The following is a 19168-nucleotide window of genomic DNA, read 5'->3' on the forward strand; positions in this document are numbered from 1 at the left end:
CCTTCTCCCTACTGAACGCGGATGCGCGGATTGAGGAATGCATAGCCGACGTCGGAAATGAGCTGGGTGATCAGCACGATGAACACCGAGACCAGCGAACAGCCGAGCAGAAGATCGATGTCGTTGTTGCCGGCGGCCTCGACCAGCGTGTAGCCGAAGCCCTGGTAGCGGAACATCACCTCGACGATGACGACGCCGGTGAGCAGCCAGGGGAACTGCAGCATGATGACCGTGAACGGTGCGATCAAGGCGTTGCGCAGCGCGTGCTTGACCACGACGCTTTTGAAGGAAAGCCCCTTCAGACGTGCCGTGCGGATGTATTGCTGCGTCATCACCTCGACCATCGAGGCGCGTGTCATGCGTGCGATATAGCCGATGCCGTAGATCGCCAGCGTGATCACCGGCAGGGTGAAATTGTAAAAGGTGATGCCCTGGCTTGCTGAGGCGGCCGACCCGTTCAGCCAGCCGAGCCAGGAGGCGAAGATGACGGTGAAGATGACACCCGACACATATTCAGGCGTCGCCGTCGAGGCGATCGAGGCGATCGACAGCACGCGATCGGTGCGCGACCCCTCCCGCATGCCGGCAAGGATGCCAACCAGCAGCGACACCGGCACCATTACGCCCAGCACGCAGAGCATCAGAATGCCGGTAGCGCCCAGCGCAGGGAACAGCTTGGCCGCGACCGTGGTCTTGAACTTGGTCGAGCAGCCGAAATCACCCTCGATCACGCCGGAGAATGTCGGCACGGCCGGGTCATTGCAGAAGGAGAAGCGCTGCGTGGTCTTTCCGGTCGCCGGATCCGTGATCGGCTGCTTGGGCACGACGCCGAGCCACTGGCCATAGCGAACGAAGAAATTCTGGCGATAGCCGTGATTGACCAGCCAGCTTTCGAGTTGCTCCGCCGATGTGTGCATTTCGGTCTGGCTGATCGCCAGCTTTTTTAGATTGGGTTCGAGATTGACGAGGAAGAAGACGACCAGCGTCAGGCACAGCATCGTGAGCAGTATCGTGCCGATGCGTCTGATGATGAATGAGAACATTGTGCCCCCCTGCCGGCCGGGTTGGGGTCAGATATGGTCAACCCTGTGACGAAAACCCTGTAGCGTCCCGCCGCCGCTGCATCCAATGCAACGGCGACGATCCTGCGAATATGAGGGGCAGGCGCCCCTCATATCCATCAAGCAGCGGTCACGCCTGATCGAGCCAGACCTTGCCGAAATCGTGCTCGTAGGTGGGGTGCATCGAGTGGTTCTTCACCTCGGGCTTGATGTTGATGTAGAGCTTGCGCCAGTAAGGCTGGATGATGATGCCGGAATCCTGCAGCATCTGCTCGATGTCCTTCATCACCACCTTGCGCTTCTCGGCATCGGCGATGCCGAGCGCCTCGTTGACCTTCTTGTCGAAGTCCGGATTGGCATAGGCCGTCTCGTTCCAGGCTTCGCCCGAGCGGTAGGCGATGGCGATGACCTGGATGCCAAGCGGACGCATGTTCCAGTTGGTCTCCGAGAATGGATACTTCGTCCAGTCGTTCCAGAAGGTCGAGCTCGGCAGCACAGTGCGCTTCACCTTGATGCCAGCCTCGCGCAGCTGGGCCGCGATCGCGTCCGTGGTGTTCTTGTGGTAGTCCTCGTCGTTGCTGATCAGCTCGTGTTCGAAATCGATCACGCCGGCTTCCGTCAGCATCTGCTTGGCCTTGGCGACGTCGCGCTTGATCTTCGGCAGTTCGACATATTCCGGATGGATCGGCGCGACATGGTGGTTTTCGGCCGGCGTGCCGGCATTGCCGTAGCCGAGCTGCAGGACCACCGAATTGTCGACGGCCAGACACATCGCCTGGCGCACCTTCTGGTCGCCATAGGGCTTGGCGTTGACGTTGAAGCGCGACACCACGGTAGCCGCGGTCACCACTTCCGAAGGCGGCGCGCCGACGTCCGCGATGATCTTGACGTAGTCGGCGGTCGTTTCGTGGTTGGTCTGCACTTCGCCCGATTCGAAGGCCGAAACGGTCGCGGCCGGATCGGTGCCGTAGTCGATGAACTCGACGCCGTCGAGGAAGGCTTCGCCCTGCCACCACTTGCCGGTCGTGCGGCGCTTGTAGACCACCTTCTGGCCGACATCATAGGAGACGAGCTCGAACGGACCAGTGCCGATCGGGCAGTTCTTGAAGTTGGCGCCCTTCTCGTCGAATGTCTTGTGCACGACCAGCGCCGGGTAATCGGTCAGGTTGGCAATGAGCGCGATGTCGGGCTTGGTGAGCTTCAGTTTGATCGTCATGTCGTCGACCTTGACGATCGATCCTTCGCTCAACTTCTTGGTCTTTTCATCAACGAGGCTACCAAGGCGGCCGGGCATGGAATTGCCTTCCGCGTTCTTGTCGGCCCAGCGGGTGAAATTGTAGATCACGTCATCGGCGGTGAACTTGTCGCCATTGTTCCATTCGACGCCAGGCCGCACATGCAGCGTGTACTCGGTGGCGTCGTCGTTGATGTCCCAGCTTGCCAGCAGATATGGAGCGAATGTGTACTCCTTGGTGTATTTCACCAGCGGCTCGAGCGCCTGGCGCTCGGCGTTGGAAATCTCGGACCAGTCGGCGGTACGCGGATCCTTGGGATCCTTGACCGACATCGCCACTTTCAGCACGCCGCCCTTCTTGCCCTGGACGTCCTCGGCCTTGGCCGGGGTCGGAGCGGCAAGGCCGAGCAGGCCGTAGGCCATGGCGGTCGAGGCACCGAAGACGCTGGCGAGCGCGAGGAATTCGCGGCGATCGACTTTGCCCGACTTGGCTTCTTCGGCCATCGCCAGGATGTGATCCGGAACGCTGTCGCCGTTGCTCTTATAGATTGTCATGACTAACTCCCATTGTTGGCTTTCCGCCGATTAACATTCCGCATCCGGGCCATGATGTCAAAGACGGCATGGATTGGGAACATGTTAGCGAATGTGCAACTTTGGAAGGGGGGCAGTTCGCGTGATAGCGACAGTCTTGGCGCAAAATTGCTAGTGCGCCCAGATTTCGCCAAAATCTCTTCGGGCAATTAAATTGAGACATTCGCACTGGTTACGACAGCGCCAGTTGCGGCCAGGATGAAGGCCAGGCCCTCAATATTCCTTCTCGTAGAAGATGCCGCCCTTGGCTTCGCCGGCGTCCGTCGCCTCGCCGCGCAATTTGACGCCGCGCCCGACATTGAGATCGATGGTCGCCTTGCCGGAACCCGGCTTGTCGCCCTTCTGGATGGTCACATAGGTGCGGTCGTTCAGGTACTTGCCGGCCGAGACCGCCGTGCCGCCCTTATCATCGGTGGTCACGTCGAGGTCGTCGACGCCGATGGCGCTGCGCAGGTTTTCCAGAAGCGACGTCGAACCGCCGACGCCGGCCAATTGTCCGGCGGCCTCGGCCAGCTGCGCGATCTGCAGCGGCGACAGGTTCGACATCGACCGCCCGAAGATCAACTGCGCCAGCACCTCGTCCTCCGGCAGCGCAGGCACCGAACTGAAGGTGAATTTGGGATTGGTCGCCTCGCCCGACACCACGATGGTGACGGTCGCGCCGGTCGTGGTCGTCGTCGCCGTCAGATTGAGGTAAGGCACCAGCGAACCCGAGAACCCGACCGTGCCTTCGGTGAAGGTCAGCCGCTTGCCAAGGATCGACAGCCGGCCGCGCTGCAAGGTGAAGGTGCCGACGGCTTGCGGCGACGAGGCCGGGCCGGTTAGCTTGAGCGAGCCACCGAATTCGGCGTCGACACCCCTGCCCTGGATGAAGATCTGGTTCGGCGCGTTGACCGTGACGTCGAGTGCAAGGCCGCTGCCACCGCTCTTGCCGCTGGTCGTCGCCGGGCGCAGCGCCTTGTCCTGCGCCCTGACCGGACCCGGCGCATTCTTGTGCTTGACGTCGAGCGCCGAGAGCGAGCCCGGCAATTTGTCCGGGACCGTGATGACGGTCTTGGCCAGGTTGACGGTGCCGGCAATCGCCGGTGCCGAAGTCAGCGGCCCCTTGATCGTCAGGTCGCCGCCAAGGTTGGCGGTCACCACGCGACCGTCCGTATAACGACCGTCCGTGAGCTTGATCGACAGGTCGGCCGGGAATCCTTGCGCCGGATTGATGCCGACCGTGCCACTGGCCGACAGGCTGCCGCGCGTCGACAGGGTTCCGGTCAACCGATTGACCCTGGCAACGCCATTGCCGATCGAGACATCGGCCGCGATATCGTTGATGGCAAGGCCCGAGCGTGCATCGACCAGCCGCGCGCCGGAGGTTTTGACGCTGCCGCCGATCACCGGAGATGTCGCCGGACCGCGCACCTGGACATTGACGTTGGCGTTGCCGGTCAGCGACAAGCCCTGCGCGGCAAGTTTCTCGCTGAGAAGGCCGAATGGCACCGCACCGTTGAAGTCGAGCGCCAGCGCCGGAGTGCCCACCGTCGTCACCGTGCCGCCGCCCTTGAGCCCAAGGCCGGCCCCGTCGCTGATATTGGCGTTGAAGGCCAGCTTGTTGCCGGCAAAGGTGCCGGACGAAGAAACGCTCACCGCGCCGACGCCCGCGCCACGGGTCTGCGATGTCTGCACGCCGGCCGCGTCTATGTTGAAGGCAACTGCGGGGCTCGCCGGTGCGCCCGTCACCTTCACCGTGCCGGAAATGGAACCCGCGGCATCGAGCCCGGGCGAAAAACTGTTGGCGAGCGACATCGGCACGCGCGCCAGCACCGCATTGATGTCGAGCGCCTGTCCGACCTTGCCGGTGACCGTCGCGGTGCCGCCGCCAAGGTTGAGCACCAGCCTGTCCAACGTCGTCGTGCCATTGGCGATGCTGACGGTCGAGGCCTGGGCGATGGCCGCCTTGATGCCCTGGACGGTCGCCTGGCCTGAAGCAAGCTCGATGGTGGTCGTCCCGTTGGCTACCTTCACCCGGCCTGCCGCCTGCGCCGGAATGCCCTTGACCGTCGCTCCACCGGAAAAGCCGGTCCAGTCGCCATCGCGCTTCAAATCGACATTGATGCCGCTGATCACCGTACCGCCCGAGGTGACGGTGTCGGCGCGGATCTTGCCTGAAATCACGGGAGCGGCGAGATAATTGGCGATCAGCGCATCGACCGAGACGGCCTTCGCCTGCAGGTCGCCGCGTATGATCGAGCCGGTCGTCGCCTTGATGGCGACCTGCGGCGCCGCGCCATTCCTGGAGAAGGCGATCGTGCCGCGAACGTCGCCTTCGGCCTTTTCCAGTGCCAGTGCGGCAAGCGGCCCGATGTCGGGGAGGTCGAGCGAAATGATGCCTTCAGGCACGAACTTGTCGTCCAGCGCCAGATCGCCCGAGATCCGGTTCTTGCCCAGCGACAGCAGCAGGCCGTTGACGGCGCTCTTGCCGTTCGCCGTTGCCAGCACGGCACTCCCCTGCAGCGCCTGCCCGGCGACATTGCCGGTGAGTTGGACATTGGCCGCCGGATTGGCGGCATCGGCCTTGCCGGTAGCCGTGAGCTTCAATCCGGTGATCTCGCGCGATGCCACCGACAGTCTGTCGCTGTTGACGGTAAGCGACAGGTCGGGCGCCATGGCCGGCCCTTGCGCGCTCAGCGCGAAGGCGATGGCGCCCGTGGCATCCTTCGACAATGGCGAGATGTCGCTCAGCGCCCCCCTGATGTCGGCGGTCACTTTGTTGTCGGCAAGGCTTGCCTGTCCGTCGGCGCTCAGCGCGCCGGAAGTCAGCTTCAATCCACCGATGTGGAGATTGCCGTTGGGTTCGCGCTTCAGCATGGCGCTTATCTGGGCGCGGTCGCCAAGCATGCCGCGCGCCGCCGCCGGCAAGGCCGACGATGGCGCATCCGCCTTCAGGTTGAGATCGATGGCACCGTCACGCAGCGATACCTGACCGGCCACCTGGCTGCTCAGCGCATCGCTTTTCAGCGAGCCGCTGTCGATAGCCACAGTGTCGGCGCTCAGCCGGGCGCTGAGCGCGGCCGTGACCTTGCCGGCGATAAGCGGCGCGATCGTTGGATTGTCGAGCCCAACCTTGTCCACCGATACCGTTCCGGAAACCGGCCCGGCGCGATTCCGGAGATCGAATGCGTCCGAGTGCAGTGCGAGGGTCAGTCCGTCCACCCTCGCCGGGCTGGTGACGACCGAGGGCAGGATCACGGAAAGGTCCAGTCGGGCATGCGTGCTTTCGCCCGCGATTTTAGCCGATACTGATCGGACCTCGATCTTGACGGGGCTCTCGGCGCTGCCGACCGTCAGCGGCAGGCTGGGGCCCGACGAGGTCAGATCGATGGCAAAATCGCTCGCCCCGTTCGGATTGATGGTGCCTGTCGCCTGCCCGGAGACCTTGTCGCCGGACAGGGTTGCATGGTCGAGGGCGACGCCGCCGGCGATCGTGTAGCTGCCGGCCGCATCGACGGCGAGCGGTCCGAGCCCTGCCTGGCGGGTCTGGCTGGTCTCGGCACCGGCCAGTTTCGCGTTGAACCGGATATCGGGAGTTGCCGGCGCTCCGCTCACTTCAGCGATACCGTCAAGCATTCCCGTGGCATCCAGGCCAGGCGAAAACGCATTGGCAAGGGCGGCGGGCAAGGCGGAGACCTGCGCCGCCAGATCGAGCGTCTCGCCGGCGCTGCCCGACAGCGCCACCTTGCCGCCGCCAATATCGAGCGCCAGCTTCTCGATCTTGGCCGCACCGTCGGCGATGGTCAGAGCCGAAGGTTCGGCGACCGCCGCCTTGATGCCGCGAACGGTGGCCTTGCCCGAGGCGATCTCGACGCTGGTCGTGCCCTCGGCGATCTTCACCCGGCCGGCAGCGGTTGCAGGAATGCCCGCTATGGTCGCGCCACCAGTGAAATCGGTCCAGTCGCCGTCGCGCTTGAGGTCGACGCCGATGCCGCTGATTTCCGTGCTTCCCGAAGTGACCGCATCGGCCTTGATGGTGCCCGAGATCGCCGGCGCCTTGAGATAATTGGCGACCAGCGCATTGATGGCGATCGCTTTGGCCGTCACCTCGCCACGCGCGACCGACGTGCTTTTGGCATCGATGGCAATGGACGGTGCATCGCCGTCCTTGGCGAACAGGATGGTGCCGTTGATGTCGCCGGTCACCGCCTGGCCGGCGAGCGCGGCCAACTGGTCGATGGCAGGTGCGGCGAGCGTCAGCGTGCCCAGGGGCATGAACTTGTCGTCGAGCGCCAGGTCGCCTGAGACCTTGTTGTCGCCCAGCGACACCAGGAAGCCATTGATCGAACGCTTGCCCTCGCTGGTCACCAGGGCCGCCTTGATGTCGAGCGGCTGGTCGTTGACGGCGCCGGTCAGCGAGACGTTTGCGGAAGGGCTCGTTATGTCGGCCTTGCCGCTCGCGCTCAGCTTGATGGCCTTCACCGTGCGGCCCGAAGCGGTCAGGCTGTCGCTGTTGGCGCTAACGGTGAAATCCGGCGCGGTCATCGCGCCGCTTGCCGACAGCGCGAAATCGACCCCGCCGGCAACTGGCACGCCGACCGTCGGCGACAACACCGAGACGTCGCCCAATTTGCCCTTGATGTCGGCCTGGATGTCCGTGCCTTGCATGCTGGCCGTACCGCTGGCGCTGAGCGATCCCGAAGTGAGTTCGATGGAGTTCGCGGCGAAAGATCCCTGCGGATCGCGCGATGCCGTGGCCGAGAACTTCACCCGCCCGCCGAGTACCGAGGCGATCTGCTGGGGAAACGCGGTCGCCACGGCATCGGCATTCATTTTGAGCTGCATCGACATGTCGGCGAGCGCCACCGTCGCCGTCAGCGAGGCATTGACCGCATCGGAGCGCAGCGTACCCTGATCGATGGCAATGGCGTCCTTGCTGATCGAACCGGCCAGATCGACATTGACCTTGCCGGTGATCAGCGGCGCCAACGTCGCGACGTCGGTGTTCAGGCCGCCCGCTTCCAGCTTGACGGCAACCGGGCCGGCGCGGTTCTGGATATCGAAACCATCGGAATGGATTTGCGCCGCCAGATCGTCCAGCCGCGTGCCGCCGGCGACGATCGAAACGAAGGAGGCGCCGATGTCGACGATCGGCGCCTTGCCGTCGCCGAAGGCGCGCGCGGTGGCGTTCTTGATCGCGAGCGTGATCGGCTGCGCCTTGCTGCCGACGCTGATCACCACGGGCGGGCCCTTGGCGGCGAGTTCGACCGACAGGTCGCTGGCGCCGGCAGGATCGGCAATGCCGGACGCGGTGCCGTGCACAGCATCGCTCTCGATGCTGGCCCGGTCGATGCTGATGCCGCCCACCGACGTGGCGGTGCCCGCGACATCGAAGTTGGTCTTGCCGGCAAACAACGGCTTCAGGTTTTCCGGCAGGAAGCGGGCAAAATCGCCGTCGCCCTTTGCCTCGACATGATTGCCCTTGTCGGTGAGCTGGTGACGGCCGGTGAGCTGGGTGACGATCCGATGGTCGACGAGGAAGGTGCCGACACCGCTCCAGTTGGCAAGCGGCCCACTGCCCGAAACCACGATGTCGACTGGTGGCGCATCCGGCAGCTTGAGCAGGTTGGCAATGATGCCGCCGGCCGGCTCCGATGCCTTGAGGTCGAGGTCCAGCTTGTTGTCGGCGGGTGCGAAATGGATCTTGGCGTCGACATTGCCCTGTTTGCCATCGTGACGGGTGACATTGAGCACCGTCTGGACCGCCAGTGGCGCGGCGTCGGCCTTGAGCATTCCCTTGGCCGCGAGCTCGGCGATGCCGCTGCCGGCCAGTTGCTGGCCAAGCGCGATTTCCGGCAGCTCGATCTGCTTGATGTCGATGGAGACCGGCAGCGTCGTCGTGCCGCTCTGCGCGGGCGGCTGCGTACCGGCCACCGGCAGGCGTGCCAGTTCGACGCGATCGGCGGCGATGCGATCGGCGCTGAAGCTTTTGGACAGAAGTGCCGTCGGCGACCAGTCGACGGCCACCTTGCGCGCCACCAGCCAGGCGCCCTCACGGTCCTCAAGCACGACATGGTCGACGCTGAGATTACCCGACCAGATGCCGTTGATGCCGCTGACGGTGACCTTGCGGTCGGCGCTCGAAGCCAGCCGCGAAATGATGCCGGCGAGGTTGTCGCGCCCGCGCTCGGTCTTGGTCAGCACGACCAGCGCGCCGATCGCACCCGCGACCACGATCAGCAGCGTGTAAAGGACAATGCGAAGGATGCGCCAGACCGTTTTCATCGTCAGAACGCCTGTCCGATGCCGGCATAGATGCCGAAATGCGGATCACCTGGATCGCGGTTGAGCGGCACGGCCGCGTCGATGCGCAGCGGCCCGAACGGCGTGACGTAGCGCAGGCCGACACCGGCGCCGACCTTGACGTCGGAAAAGTTCGGAACCGACTTGGTCGACACGGTGCCGGCATCGACGAACGGCACGATGCCGATCGTGTCGGTGACGGCGATGCGCATCTCGACCGAAGTCTCGAAGAAGGACAGGCCGCCGATCGGCTGGCCGGTGAAGTCCTTCGGGCCGATGCCCTGATAGGCATAGCCGCGCACCGAACCGCCGCCGCCGGAATAAAAACGCCGGTCGGCCGGGACGTTCTGCAGCCCGGTACCGACGATCGAGCCTACCGCGACACGTTCGGCCAGCACGAACTTCGAGGCCGTGTCCAGCGATTGATAGGCCGACCCTTCGCCCTTCAGCTTGAGGAAGGCCGCACCGCTCAAAATGTCGTAGCTCGGCTCGGCATAGGCCAGCAAACGGAAGCCGGTGGTCGGATTGAGCCGGTTGTCTCTGTTGTCATAGACATACTGCAGCGGAATGCTGGCGATCAGGTATTTGTGCTTGCCGAAGGCGTCGTGAATGCGCGAATAATCGAGCGCGACCTCGGCCGACACGGTCTGCTTCTTGTCGAGTTCATAAGACAGGCCGGTGCTGCCCTTGACCGAGAAATGGTCGTAGGCGTCGGGATGTTCCAGCACCGTCTTGACGCTGGCGAAAAACTTCGACGCCGGCCCGATGACGCCGGGTTTCTCGAACATGACGCCGGCGTTGTAGTTCAGTTCGGACAGATTGTTGCTGCCGATGCCGCTGATGGCACCGTCGATGCGCAGCTTTTCGGCACGGCCAAACAGGTTGCGATGGCCCCAGTAGCCCTCCAGGCCAAGCCCCTCGGTGTTCGAGAATGTGCCGCCCAGCCCGAAATAACGCGGCTTGCGCTCGCTGACCTGAACGCCGATCGGGATGTTGCCGTCGGCATCGAGCTTGTCGGCTTCCTTGAAGGTGACACTGTTGAACACCTCGAGCGCCAGCAGCCTGTCGCGCGCGTCGCTGATTTCCTGCGGCGAGTACTGCTTGCCGCGCTTCAGCCCAGTCATGTATTCGGTGAAGTCGCGGTCGACCTTCTCGGTGCCTTCCACGGTGGTCGCGCCATAGCCGGCTACCGGCCCGGCCGCGACCGTCAGCGTCACGTCGAGCGTCGATGTGGCGTGGTCGGCGACGATCTGCCGGCCGGTCACCTTGGCCAGCGGCCTGCCCTGCTCCTTCAGCGTCCGCACGATCAGCGCCTCGGCCTTGAGCACAGCGCCCGATCCGGCGTCGCCGCCTGCTATCAGCCCATAATCGGCGCTCATCAGCCCCGCCGCGTCGCCTTCCAGCCTGATGTTGCCGAGCGTGAATTTGGGGCCGGCCGAGATGGTGATCGCTACCGGAATGGGCTGCGGCCCCTTAAATTCGGCGTCCGGCGGCAATTCGTCGAGCGGCTTGCCGTCAATGGTGACGGTGACGACGCCTTCATAACGGGCATCGGCATAAAGGGCGGCGACCAGCTGTTCACGGTCGCTGCGTGCCTTGGCCATCAGCCCGAGCGAGCCCGAAACCGGCCGGTCCTCGTCGCCTTTCAGCGCCGAGGCGTTTTCGAGCTTCTTGACCAGGTCCTTGTCGGCATCGGGCGCGGAGATGGTCACCGCATAGCGCAGGGGATCGACAATGTCGGCGTCCTCGTCGCTGGACGACCCCCACAGCTTGATGCCGAAAAGCTCGAATGCGGCCGCCGGCCTCGATTCGCAAAGCAGCGCCATCGAGCACATCATGGCCAAAAGCAGGGCGCGCGGAAGCACGCGCCCTGGCGCGATCCCTCCTGACATCTGCTCTTCATACGCCGGCATTAAGACAACCTAGTTCGTAAAACTAAAATTGGAATGAAGTTCTGAAGCGCTCGTAAAGGGGCCACAATCCAATTGTCTGAAATAGGACGGGCTTGGAATTCACACCTTCTGCGTTTCCGCAAGAAAGCGTGATCCCCTTTCCCATGGAGGTTACTGTCCGCATACCGGTCCTTGGCCGGAAAATAAACCGTTGGCAGGCGGCACCTGCCGCGTTCGCGCGTTGACAAGCCCGACTGAAGCTTGATCATGCCCGGACGTCTGCAATTGTCTGGAGGGTGTAATGGCAATGCGCGCGGCTCGTGGTCTGTCGATTCTCGTCCTTTTTTTCCTTGCCTGGGGTAGCGTCGCGCAAGCGGCCGAGGCCCGGCGGATCGCGACGACGGACAATTCCGATTATTTCGGCTTCGATCTCCGGTCCGACCAGAACGTCACGCTCGACCAGTGCAAGACGACATGCCTCGGCGATCCGGCCTGCCGCGCCTTCACCTACAACACCAAGGCAAAATGGTGCTTTCTCAAATCCGACTATAACCAGTTGAAATCCTTCACCGGCGCGGTCGCCGGCAAGGTCGTCAACATGGACGGCGATCCCGACATCGGCGCGCCGCCGGAACTCGCCTTCTTTCCCAACTGGATGGCCGACCAGGCCCAGCAATACCGCAACAAGCTGCTCGGCCCGGCCTTCGACAAGCCGACAGAGGGAATGGCGGCGCTGACCAATGCCGCCGAACAGGCCGTGTTGACCGGCGACCATCGCTCCGCCATGCAGAAATACGAGGCCGCGGTCTCGGTCATGCCTGACGATGGCCAGCTCTGGCTCAAGCTGGCGCGCGAAACGCTGGCCGTGCAGCCTGCCGCCAACACCTCCGAAGCCTCGACTTTGCCGGCAAACGGCACGTCGGCCGCCTTCAACGCCTATAAGCTGCTGCGCACCACCAAGACGCGCGCCGAAGTGCTGGCGCTGCTCGGCAACGGTCTCGACAAGCGCGATCTCTACCGGCCGGCGCTGCAGGCCTATGAGGCCAGCCTTGCGCTGGAAAGCTCGCCCGCGGTCCAGGCCGACTATGCCGATCTGAAGGCCCGCAAAGGGTTCCGCGTTGTCAATCACAGCATCGATGCCGACACCAGCGCGCCACGCATCTGCGCGCAATTCTCCGAGGACCTGATCAAGACCGGCGTCGACTACGCGCAGTTCGTCACCGTCGACAACGCGCCGCCCAAGGGCGTCGAGGCCAAGGACAAGCAGATCTGCGTGGAGGGCCTGGAGCATGGCCAGCACTACGACGTCACCTTCCGCGCTGGGCTGCCGGCGGCGATCGGCGAAGTGACCGCCGCCCCCGTGGTGCTGTCGATCTATGTGCAGGACCGCGCGCCGTCCGCCCGCTTCACCGGCGACAGCTTCGTGCTGCCGGCCGGCGCGCGTCGCGGCATCCCGGTCGTCACCGTCAACATGAACGCCGCCGAAATGAAGCTCTACCGCATCGGCGACCGTTCGCTGGCGCAGCTTCTGTCGGGCTACCAGTTCCTGCACCAGCTCGACGGCTATGACATCTCCAACATTTCCGAGCAGATGGGCGCACCGGTCTGGCAGGGCCAACTCGACATCGGCAACGACCTCAACAAGGAAGTCACCACCTCCTTCCCGGTCGACGAAGCGCTGCCGCAGCGCAAGCCCGGCGTCTATGTGCTGACCGCGCAGCCCGTCAACGACAAGAGTGACGACTACGGTTCGCTGGCCACGCAGTGGTTCGTCGTTTCCGACATCGGCCTGTCGACCTATACCGGCCAGGACGGGCTCAATGTCTTTGCCCGTTCGCTGGGCAGCGCCAAGCCGATTGCCGGCGCCGAACTGACGCTGGTTGCCAGGAACAACGAGGTTCTCGGCACCGCGACGTCGGATGCCGACGGCCACGCCGTCTTCAACCCCGGCCTGACGCGCGGTGACGGCGGCATGGTGCCGGCCGTGCTGATGGCCAAGCAGGGCGATAATGATTTCGTCTTCCTCGACATGGCCAAGGCCGGCTTCGACCTGTCCGACCGTGGCGTCACCGGACGCGCGGCACCAGGCGCGCTCGACGTCTATGCCTGGACCGAGCGCGGCATCTACCGCGCCGGCGAGGACGTCCATGTCGCCGCCCTTGCCCGCGATGGTGCGAGCAAGGCGGTCGAGAACCTGCCGCTGACCTTCATCTTCTCGCGCCCCGATGGCGTCGAGGACCGCCGCATCGTCAGTGACGGCGCCTCGGCCGGCGGCCATGCCGTCGACCTGCCGCTCGAACCCAACGCCATGCGCGGCACATGGTCGGTGTCGATCCACACCGATCCCAAGCAGCCGGCGGTGGCCAGCCAGATGTTCCTGGTCGAGGACTTCGTGCCGGATCGCATCGAATTCGACATGAAAGCCGACAAGCAGGAGATTGCGCGGGGCGAAACCGCCAACATCGACATCGACGGCCGCTTCCTCTATGGCGCGCCGGCGGCGGGCCTTGCGCTGGAAGGGGAGTTGACGCTGTCGACCTCTCGTGACTGGGACCGCTTTCCCAACTTTTCCTTCGGCCTCGCCGACGAGCAGTCGGCGGAGCCGACGGTCACGCCGCTCACCGACCTGCCGGTGGTCGGCGATGACGGCAAGGCGACCTTCCCTGTTACCGTCGACCAGTTGCCCTCGACCACCAAGCTGGTCGACGGCAAGGTGACGGTGCGCATGCGCGAAACCGGCGGCCGCGCCATCGAGCGCTCGCTCAACATCGGCATCCGCCCGCAAGGCCATATGATCGGCATCCGACCGGACTTCGCCGATGGCGAAGTGCCGCAGGGCGGCACCGCCAAGTTCAGCCTGATCGCCGTCGATCCCAACGGCAAGCGCGAGGCGCTGAAAGGCGCGCAGTGGACACTGGTCAAGGTCGAACGCAATTACCAGTGGTACCGCTCCAACAACTCCTGGAACTACGAGCCGGTCTCCTTCACCAAGTCGATTTCCAACGGCCAGGTTGACCTCGGCGCCGACGGCGACGCCACCGTCTCCGTGCCGGTCGATTGGGGCCAGTACCGGCTCGAGGTCGAGACATCCGATCCCGAGGGGCCGGCGACCAGCTACGAGTTCGACGCCGGCTGGTATGTCGCCTCAACGACCACCGAAACGCCCGACGGCCTGGAGATCGCGCTCGACAAGGACAATTACGCCGCGGGCGAAGTGGCGAAGCTGAAAATCTCGCCGCATTTTGCCGGCGAACTTCTGATCAACATCGGTTCCGACAAGCTGTTGAAGACCATCACGGCGACCGTACCGGCAGGCGGCAGCACCGTCGATATTCCCGTCGGTGACGATTGGGGTGCCGGCGCCTATGTCACGGCAACCCTGTTCCGGCCGGGCGATGCGCAGGAAACGCGCATGCCGGCCCGCGCCATCGGCGTGAAGTGGCTGACGGTCGATCCGGGCGCCAAGAAGCTCGCCATCACGCTGACGCCGCCCGACAAGACCGTGCCGCGCCAGCAGCTGTCGATCCCGGTTTCCGTGGCCGGCGTGCAGCCGGGCACGAACGCCTATGTCATGGTTGCCGCCGTCGATGTCGGCATCCTCAATTTGACCAACTACAAGGCGCCGGATCCGGAGAACTGGTTCTTCGGCCAGCGCATGCTCGGCATGGAGATCCGCGACATCTACGGCCGCCTGATCGATGGCTCGCTGGGCACCACCGGCAAGCTCCGGACCGGCGGCGACGGCGCCAACATGCAGGCGCAGGGCAGCCCACCCACCGAAAAGCTGGTCGCCTTCTTCTCCGGCATCGTCCAGCTCGATGCCGACGGCAAGGCGCGGATCGACTTCGATGTCCCGCAGTTCAATGGCACCGTGCGCGTCATGGCCGTCGCCTGGACCAAGGAGGCGGTCGGCCATGCCCAGGCGGACGTGATCGTACGCGATCCCATAGTGATTACCGCCGGCCTGCCGCGCTTCCTGGCGCCTGGCGACAACGCCGTCATGCGCCTCGACGTGGCCGACACCGACGGCCCGGCCGGCGACTACGCGCTGTCGATCGATACGACGGGCGACCTGTCGATCGGCGACAAGTCCCTGCCCCCGAAGCTGACGCTCGCCCAGGGCAAGCGCCAGACGCTAACCGTGCCGCTGATCGCCAGGACGGCGGGCAATGCCTCGCTCACCATCAAGCTGGCGCACGCCGACGGCACCAAGGTCGAGCAGACGCTCTATGTGCCGGTGCGCCCGGCGCAATTGCCGGTCACCACGCGCCTTGTGGTCGACCTCAAGGGCAATGGCGGCGCGCTGCGCGTCGACAAGGAACTCTTGGCAGCCAGCCTGCTCGATGGCGCTTCGGTCAGTGTCGGCGTTTCGCAGGCGGCAGCCTTCGACGTGCCCTCGCTGCTGATGACGCTTGATCGCTACCCCTATGGCTGCGCCGAGCAGACCACCAGCCGCGCCATGCCGCTTCTCTACGTCAACGAGATGGCATCCGGCGTCGGCATGGAAAGCGACCCTGACCTGCACGGCCGCATCCAGGACGCGATCTACAAGGTCCTGAGCTACCAGTCCTCGAGCGGCAGCTTCGGCCTGTGGGGTCCGGGCTCCGGCGACCTGTGGCTCGACGCCTATGTCAGCGAATTCCTGACCAGGGCGCGGGAGCAGAAATACGACGTGCCGGCTCTGGCGATGAACCAGGCCCTCAACAACCTGCAGAACTCGCTCGGCTACGACCAGAGCGTACAGGACCGCGGCAGCGAGATCGCCTACTCCCTCTATGTGCTCGCCCGCAACAAAAAGGCCTCGATCGGCGATCTGCGCTATTACGCCGACACCCAGCTCGAAGCCTTCTCGAGCCCGATGGCCGTTGCCCAATTGGCGGCGAGCCTGGCGCTCTACGGCGACACGCAGCGTTCGGAGGCGACGTTCAAGACCGCGCTGCAACTCGCCAAGTCGAGCACGGACTACGACTGGTACCGCTCCGACTACGGTTCGGCGTTGCGTGACGGCGCGGCGATGCTGTCGCTGGCGGCGGAATCGAAGCCGGTATCGACCATCGTGCCCGAGCTGATCAAACTGGTGACCAGGGAACGCGCCGAAGCCCGCTGGACCAGCACCCAGGACGATTCCTGGATGCTGCTGGCGGCGCGCGCGCTGAAGGAGGGCAACGACTCCATCGCGCTCACCGTCAATGGCGCGCCGCATTCCGGCGGCTATTCCAACCAGGTCAACGGCTCCGAACTGGTCGACAGCCCGCTCGAAATCGCCAACACCGGCAAGACCCCGCTGCAGGCCGTCGTCACCACCGTGGCGTCGCCGATCCAGCCCTTGCCGGCCGGCGGTGACGGCTTCACCATCAGCCGCACCTACTACAAGCTCGACGGCACTGAAGCCAATGTGACCGAGGCAACCCAGAACGAACGCTATGTCGTCGTGCTCAAGGTCACCGAGCAGAACAGCTGGCCGTCGCGCCTGCTGGTCACCGACCTGTTGCCGGCCGGCTTCGAGATCGACAATCCAGGCCTGGTCTCCAGCGCCCAGTTGACGAACTTCTCCTGGCTGGCACAGACCGACGCCGCGCATCTGGAATTCCGCGACGATCGCTTCGTCGCGGCATTCAACCCGGCCGATGGCGACCACGACCACAATCTGACGCTTGCCTATGTCGTGCGCGCCGTGACGCCGGGCACCTACGCCCATCCGGCGGCAACGGTGGAGGACATGTACCGCCCGCAATATTCGGCCCGTACAGCTACCGGCATGATGGAGATCAAGGCACCGTAAGGTGCCTTGGCGGAAATGAACGTGAGGTTCGCGCCGCCCCTCATTGCCCTGCCGGGCATTTCTCCCCGTATAGAGACGGGGAGAAAGAAGCCTGCACCAAAGCTTTCGCCAGCTTTAAACGTCGCAGGAAAGGCGCCAATGCATGCCACAGCTCCCTTCTCCCCGTCACTAAACGGGGAGAAGGTGGCGGCAGCCGGATGAGGGGCGGCGCCATGCTTTCCAAGAAACTCCTCCGTCGCGCTGCCATCGCAGTTGCCTCCCTTGCCGCCTTCTTCACGATTGCCGCCGCCACCCTCTGGCAACTCGACCGCGCCTTCCCGCCCCCGCTTCCTGAAAGGCTCACCGTCTCCACCGAAGTCCAGGACCGCGACGGCCAGCTGTTGCGCGCCTTTGCCACGCCGGACGGCTACTGGCGGCTGGAAACCCGGCTCGACCAGGTCGACAAGCAGTTCGTCGACATGCTGGTCACCTATGAGGACAAGCGCTTCTGGGACCATGAGGGGGTCGACGTGCTGGCGCTGGCGCGCGCCGCCGGCCAGTTCGCAACCAGCGGCCACATCGTCTCCGGCGGCTCGACCCTGTCGATGCAGCTTGCCCGCCTGATCGAGCCACGCGAGAGCCGCAGCCTCGGCTCCAAGCTCAAGCAGATGCTGCGCGCCGTCCAGATCGAGCGGCGGTTGTCGAAGCGCGAGATCCTCGAACGTTATCTCACACTGGCGCCCTATGGCGGCAATCTGGAGGGCGTGCGCGCCGCTTCGCTCGCCTATTTCGGCAAGGAGCCAAATCGGCTCACCGTTTCCGAAGCCGCGCTTCTGGTGGCCCTCCCGCAACTGCCGGAAAAACGCCGCCCTGACCGCAACCTGCAGATCGCCCACGCAGCTCGCGACCGTGTGCTCACCCGCATGGTCTCATCAGGCCTGATCGGCGAACGCGAGGCGGCACGCGCGGCGCTTGACGATGTGTTGGGCCTGCGCCGGCGCTTGCCGGCGCTCGCCCCGCATGCCTCTTACGCGATGCTGCCCAAGGCCGTCCCCGGCCAGCCGCTCAAGCTGACGATTCGCAAAAGCGTTCAGCAAGGACTGGAACAGGTGGCCCGCGACGCCGCCACCAGGCTCGGGCCGCGTCTGTCGGTCGCCATGGTGCTGGCCGATGCCCGCACCGGCGACATTCTGGGCGAAGTCGGCTCGGCCAATTTCTTCGATTCCAGCCGTTCCGGCTGGATCGACATGACCAAGGTCGTGCGCTCGCCCGGCTCGACGCTGAAGCCGTTCATCTATGGCCTCGCCTTCGAACAGGGACTGGTGGCGCAGGAGACGCTGATCGAGGACAGCCCGGTCGATTTCAGCGGCTACAGGCCCAAGAATTTCGACATGGGCTATCAGGGCGATGTCTCGATCCGCCAGGCGCTGCAATTGTCGCTCAATGTGCCGGCGATCCGGGTGCTCGACGCGGTCGGTCCGGCGCGGCTGACGGCACGCTTCCGCCAGGCGGGCGTCAACCCGATCCTGCCGGTCAATGAGGCGCCGGGGCTGGCCATCGGGCTTGGTGGCGTCGGCGTCACGCTGCGCGACCTCGTCCAGCTCTATACCGGGCTCGCCAATGGCGGCAAGACGCACTCGCTGCGCGACGGCACCGAGCCGGCCAATGCCGTGAGTTCGACCACCACCATCCTCAGCGACCAGGCCAATTGGCAGATCATCGACATCCTCTCCGGAGTAAAACCGCCGGAAGGTGCCTTGCAGCGCGGCATCGCCTACAAGACCGGAACCTCCTACGGCTACCGCGACGCCTGGTCGGTGGGGTTCGATGGCCGCTATGTGCTGGGCGTCTGGGTCGGCAGGCCCGATGCCGGCGCGGTGCCGGGCCTCTCCGGCTATGTCTCGGCCGCCCCGATCCTGTTCGAAGGCTTTGTCCGCTCCGGCCTCGCCACCGTACCGCTGCCAGGCAAACCGCCCGGTGCCTTCACACCCAAGCGCGAGGACCTGCCTGTGACGCTTGCCCGCTTCGGCGCCGGCGCGGATGGCCTGGTGCAGGCGACGCCGACCGAACCGGCACCGAGCATCATCTTCCCGCCGGACGGCGCCCGCGTCGATCTCGCCACCAACTCGGCCGACGCCTCGCCGCTGGTGCTGAAATTGCAGGGCGGCCGCGCGCCGTTCCGCTGGCTGGCCAATGGCAAGCCCCTCATCGGCCTCGACCGCCGCCGCACCGCGACCTGGCTGCCCGACGGCGCGGGCTATTCGACGCTCACCGTCATCGACGCCGCAGGACGGGCTGCCAGTGTGAAGGTCTTCGTCCAGTGAAAGCGATCCTTGAATAG

At 64.8% G+C, this 19168-nt stretch carries 6 protein-coding genes; 2 read left to right on the forward strand and 4 right to left on the reverse strand.

From position 1 onward, the window contains the following. Positions 1–8: 8 nt before the first annotated feature. From LB516_RS13985 to LB516_RS14000, 4 genes are all read right to left on the reverse strand, one after another. On the reverse strand, positions 9–1043 hold the full coding sequence (locus LB516_RS13985) for an ABC transporter permease (RefSeq protein ID WP_015317135.1): 1035 nt from the start codon (positions 1041–1043) through the stop codon (positions 9–11). A gap of 148 nt (positions 1044–1191) precedes the next feature. Next, positions 1192–2850, reverse strand: coding sequence for an ABC transporter substrate-binding protein (locus tag LB516_RS13990; RefSeq protein ID WP_224719763.1), 1659 nt, complete (start codon positions 2848–2850; stop codon positions 1192–1194). 252 nt (positions 2851–3102) lie between these two features. Next, positions 3103–9156 carry a translocation/assembly module TamB domain-containing protein gene (locus LB516_RS13995; RefSeq protein ID WP_224719764.1) on the reverse strand — a complete coding sequence of 2018 codons (6054 nt, stop codon included), beginning with the start codon at positions 9154–9156 and terminating at the stop codon, positions 3103–3105. A gap of 2 nt (positions 9157–9158) precedes the next feature. Further along, complete coding sequence (locus LB516_RS14000; protein WP_140873269.1) at positions 9159–11087, reverse strand: autotransporter assembly complex protein TamA; 1929 nt, start codon at positions 11085–11087, stop codon at positions 9159–9161. A 280-nt stretch (positions 11088–11367) separates the two neighbouring features. Between LB516_RS14000 and LB516_RS14005 the strand changes: the two genes are divergently transcribed. Next, complete coding sequence (locus LB516_RS14005; RefSeq protein ID WP_224719765.1) at positions 11368–16848, forward strand: alpha-2-macroglobulin family protein; 5481 nt, start codon at positions 11368–11370, stop codon at positions 16846–16848. Between the two features lie 212 nt (positions 16849–17060). Next, the gene (gene pbpC / locus LB516_RS14010) at positions 17061–19151 is read left to right on the forward strand and encodes a penicillin-binding protein 1C (RefSeq protein WP_224719766.1); all 2091 of its coding nucleotides are present in this window, start codon (positions 17061–17063) and stop codon (positions 19149–19151) included. The last annotated feature ends 17 nt before the right edge of the window (positions 19152–19168 follow it).

The sequence above is a fragment of the Mesorhizobium sp. CO1-1-7 genome (genome assembly GCF_020164885.1).
GTDB lineage: Bacteria > Pseudomonadota > Alphaproteobacteria > Rhizobiales > Rhizobiaceae > Mesorhizobium > Mesorhizobium australicum.